5 protein-coding genes are annotated in these 4,600 nt (G+C 52.2%); 2 read left to right on the top strand and 3 right to left on the bottom strand.

What is annotated here, in order from left to right; all coding sequences use genetic code 11:
* Positions 1-607: 607 nt before the first annotated feature.
* Positions 608-682, bottom strand: coding sequence for a helix-turn-helix domain-containing protein (locus KDK14_RS21600; protein ID WP_373691024.1), 75 nt, complete (start codon positions 680-682; stop codon positions 608-610).
* A 322-nt stretch (positions 683-1,004) separates the two neighbouring features.
* Between KDK14_RS21600 and KDK14_RS03390 the strand changes: the two genes are divergently transcribed.
* On the top strand, positions 1,005-1,616 hold the full coding sequence (locus tag KDK14_RS03390; protein WP_257263612.1) for a LysE family translocator: 612 nt from the start codon (positions 1,005-1,007) through the stop codon (positions 1,614-1,616).
* A gap of 34 nt (positions 1,617-1,650) precedes the next feature.
* Here the strand turns inward: KDK14_RS03390 and ilvD are convergent, their stop codons facing one another.
* Together ilvD and KDK14_RS03380 are read right to left on the bottom strand one after the other, a co-directional pair.
* Complete coding sequence (ilvD, locus tag KDK14_RS03385; protein ID WP_257263611.1) at positions 1,651-3,492, bottom strand: dihydroxy-acid dehydratase; 1,842 nt, start codon at positions 3,490-3,492, stop codon at positions 1,651-1,653.
* A gap of 135 nt (positions 3,493-3,627) precedes the next feature.
* On the bottom strand, positions 3,628-4,338 hold the full coding sequence (locus KDK14_RS03380; protein ID WP_257263610.1) for a DUF3581 domain-containing protein: 711 nt from the start codon (positions 4,336-4,338) through the stop codon (positions 3,628-3,630).
* 42 nt (positions 4,339-4,380) lie between these two features.
* Between KDK14_RS03380 and KDK14_RS03375 the strand changes: the two genes are divergently transcribed.
* A partial coding sequence (locus tag KDK14_RS03375; RefSeq protein ID WP_257263609.1) for a hypothetical protein occupies positions 4,381-4,600 on the top strand: 220 nt, incomplete at its 3' end.

Here is a 4,600-nt window from a genome sequence, read left to right as displayed (position 1 = left end):
TAGAGCAACAAAGTCCTGCGCGAGATACGGGGCAGTTTATGAAATATCCGGGATAGAGTCTGGGTTGGTCAGTTCCAACCGATAGCGGTCAGTCCGTGCTTGTTATGTTTGCCTTACTCGAAGCCTTCTGCCCGGGAAGTGTCGGCCATTCCCGGATCGTCGATCCGCTGGCCGAAGCAGTTGAAAAGCACTTCTTTTTTGAATATGAACAACATACGGTAGATTTTTTGTTTTTGTACCTGTCTCATTCTGTCGGAAACAACTCTCAATCAACTTTGCTATACAATCCCCTGAGCCTTCACTCGTTAAGTGATGGCTCGCTGGCTAGAGAGAGAAACCCGGTAGGAGTTGGCGCTCCGATGATCCGGGTTTTTTCATGTGTCCAAAAAACATAGACACACTTCAAAATAATGCAAGAAAACCCTGTCCAATAATTGAAGGGGCATGACCACTAGCAAACAAACCCCGTCCACTTATGAACACAAACAAGATCAAGAACAGTATCAAAGAACAAGTTGCACAATGCGGCCTGCGTGGGTGAACCTAACCTGCGCTGACAGGTATCTCTACAGGAGAACTCTTTACACAACCGCCATTTCCTGGCGAATCAGCTTGGCGAGTGCCTGGCAAGCAAAACTTTCTGTTCGGCATTCGGGTAAATTCTGTACTTGTAGGCTCTCATGATATTTTTGACAAACTTGCCAGTAGAAGGTTCATAGCGCCCCAAGCCGCGGGCGGCTGATCAGTTTAGACTAACAATCGTACCAGTACGATGTAAGTTAGTCAGAAGTATATTGATGGTTTTTCCAGCCCTACACGGTGGTCCGGCATCCCGGCTGGTCGCTACCTGGGCGGCCCCACCTGGGCGGCCCCACCCATCTCCACCCGGGCGCTTGGGTGCTATGGATGGAGAATTGCGCGAACTTCGTTAAAAAACCAGCAGGAGCATGACAAAGGTCTATACTACGCGGCTCATACAACAACGCATATAAAGTAGTAGTGCAATGACAGCATCTTCCTGGCTATCCATCCTGGCAGTTTGTGTGCTTGGCGCCATCACACCCGGCCCGAGTCTGGCAGCGGTAATGAAAAGCACTGTGCAGGGTTCCAGAGTCCACGGGCTGGTTACCTCGATTTCCCATGCCCTGGGGATTGGAATTTATGCTTTTATGGTGGCGGCGGGTATCGGCGTTGTGATCACTGAAACGCCCTGGCTTTACAAATTCATTACCTACGCAGGTTCTGCCTATCTGATCTGGATGGGGTATAAGGCCATTATCTCCACATCGTCATTAATTAACGACCATGGTCAGTTACAACAACTAAGCCTGAAACAGGCGGCAATTGACGGCTTTCTGGTCTCTTTCCTGAATCCCAAGATTGCCGTTTTCTTTCTCGCGCTGTTCAGCCAGTTTGTCACGCCTGATTCAACGGTATTGACACAGATACTGATGGCATCCACTGCCACACTCTGCGACGGTGTCTGGTACTGCCTGATCGCTTCAGTGGCAGGCCATGAAAAAGTGCTGCCAGCGCTGCGAAAAAGAGCCACGCTGATCAACCGGGTGTGTGGCATCCTGCTGATTATGGTGGCTCTTCCTATTTTGTTTATCTGATACCAATTGCGCCGTCTGAATTGGTACAGGAGCGTCACTCAAAAAGGCTCAAATCCCGTACGGCACCTTTATCCGCACTGGTGACCATACGGGCATAAGCTTTCAGTGCTGTAGAGACCTTTCTTGGCCGAGGTTTCACCGGCTTCCAGGCCTCTTTGCCCCTGGCTTCCATTGCTGACCGTCGCCCGGCCAGTTGCGCTTCGGTCAGTTGGGCATTAATGCTTCGGTTGGGAATATCAATCCGAATGATATCCCCATTCTCCACCAGGCCAATGGCACCACCGGATGCGGCCTCCGGAGAAGCATGACCAATGGACAATCCGGAAGTACCGCCGGAGAAACGGCCATCGGTCAGCAGCGCACAGGCCTTGCCCAGCCCTTTCGATTTCAGATAACTGGTCGGGTAGAGCATTTCCTGCATACCCGGCCCACCTTTTGGCCCTTCGTAGCGAACAATGACTACCTCACCCGGCTGCACGCGGTCCGCAAGAATATCGTTGACCGCATCTTCCTGGCTTTCACAGATATGAGCCGGACCTTCAAAAACCAGGTTGTCATCATCCACGCCAGAGGTTTTGACGACGCAACCGTCGGTGGCAATATTCCCGTATAGAACAGCAAGCCCCCCCTCAGTACTGAAGGCGTGGTCCTGTGAGCGAATACAGCCATTGGCCCGGTCATTATCCAGCGTCTCCCAGCGACAATCCTGACTAAAGGCTTCTGTCGTGCGAATACCGGCAGGACCGGCCTTGAAGAACCTGTTCACCGACTCATCACCGGTTTGGATAATATCCCAACGGGACAATGCGTCGCTGACAGTGGCGCTGTGTACCATGGGGATATCATTGTGCAATAGCCCGGCACGATCCAGTTCACCAAGAATCCCCATCACGCCACCCGCCCGGTGTACATCTTCCATATGGTATTTCGGAGTGTTGGGTGCCACCTTGCATAACTGGGGAATCCGACGGGATAACTGGTCAATATTACGCATATCGAAAGGTATACCACCCTCCCGGGCAGCAGCCAGCAAGTGCAGGATGGTATTGGTCGATCCGCCCATGGCAATATCCAGACTCATGGCATTTTCAAACGCCTTGAAGCTGGCGATAGCTCTCGGGAGTACACTTTCATCGTCGTTTTCATAATATCCTCGGGTGATATCAACAATACAGCGGGCGGCCGCCAGAAACAGCTGCTTACGGTCAGCGTGAGTGGCCAGCATGGAGCCATTGCCCGGCAGGGAGAGCCCAAGGGCTTCGGTCAGACAGTTCATGGAGTTGGCAGTAAACATCCCTGAGCAGGAACCGCACGTCGGACAGGCTGAACGCTCATACTCGGCAACGGTTTCATCGTCGGCATCGGAGGCGGCGATCACCATGGCATCGACAAGGTCAAGTCCGTGCCGGGACAATCGGGTTTTACCCGCTTCCATCGGGCCACCGGACACGAAAACCACCGGGATATTCAGGCGCATGGCCGCCATCAACATGCCCGGGGTGATTTTGTCACAGTTGGAAATACAGACCAGCGCATCGGCGGTGTGGGCATTGACCATATATTCCACGGAGTCAGCAATGATGTCCCTGCTTGGCAGGGAATAGAGCATACCGTCGTGCCCCATGGCTATGCCGTCATCCACGGCAATGGTGTTGAACTCTTTCGCCACACCGCCATGGCGCTCAATTTCACGGCAAACCAGTTGCCCCATGTCGTGCAAGTGAACATGGCCCGGCACGAACTGGGTAAATGAATTGGCGACAGCAATAATGGGCTTGTTGAAATCCCCATCGTTCATACCCGTCGCCCGCCATAGCGCACGGGCTCCGGCCATATTACGGCCATGGGTTGATATTCTGGAGCGATAGGCTGGCATGGAACTGTCCCTCTACTAATGGTCGATCGCCAATGGTTTTGTTCTGTTTGTAAAAAGCCACCACACGCCATGAAGGCTTGGCGAACCATGGCGGCCGCTCAGGATAGCAAAATTCAGGCGATTTGTCTGACCGGTTCAGCTGGCAAACTGATGCTGCCGGGCGATGTGTTTTTCAATCATGATATCAATGGCGTCCTGATCATAGGGCCGCAAACCGGAGAGAATCATGGCTTTCTCCCCCATACCCACCACATCACCATTTTCACGATAAACAAAGTTCAGCGTCACCTTACCCCGCTTGCCGTTAACTTCCAGAGTCGCGCCTGCCGCTTCAAGGTGCGGGTTTACCAGGTCAACACGCTCCATTTTCAAGGTCATACTGTCGTAGATGACCAGCGGTTTGATGGTATTGATCATGACGCCACGGGACTTCATCAGGGGCACAAAGACATTGGGGAAATTCTCACCAGAGAAGGCCACATAACTGCGCACCAACTGTTCAATCATCAACGTGTCATGGCTGCAGGCTCCGCAGCGTTGAATATCCAGATACATCTTGCCAGAAAGGTCATAAATGCTTCTATGCCCTTTGTCATTGGTACAGATTTCCAGCTCAACACCATCAGTGACCATCCCATTGAAATTGACACGCATATCGCTATAGAGGCCCTCGCTCAGAAGGATCTTGGCAAATAACAGATCACCCGGAACGCAGAATCGGGAGTTATCCACATCATGGAGTGGATTAAAGTCATTGGCGATGCGCTTGGCAAACTGGCTGGCCTGTTCACGGGTAAACGAAAAGCGGTTGTCTGCCAGAGAGGTACAGTATTGATCAATAAACATAATGTTAAAACTGGATTCCTGCCGCTGTGGTGACAAATGCCCATGGCAAAACAGGGAACCTTCTACCCTGCTGCGCCCACAGAACAATCCGGGAAAGCGGCTATTACTCCACAGGAGCAACAGCAAACTTGCCACAAGTGGTTGACCAACCTTCATGCGTATCAGGCACGCATTGCGAAGACCCCGGGAGGCTGTCCGGGAATAGCACCCGACTGGGCGTCCCCGAAGCGAGGATTGCGAGAAATTGAGGCTAAAAATTTCT

Source organism: Endozoicomonas sp. ONNA2 (assembly GCF_024606365.1).
Classification (GTDB): Bacteria; Pseudomonadota; Gammaproteobacteria; order Pseudomonadales; family Endozoicomonadaceae; genus Endozoicomonas.
This window is presented reverse-complemented; position numbering and strand designations above follow the sequence as displayed.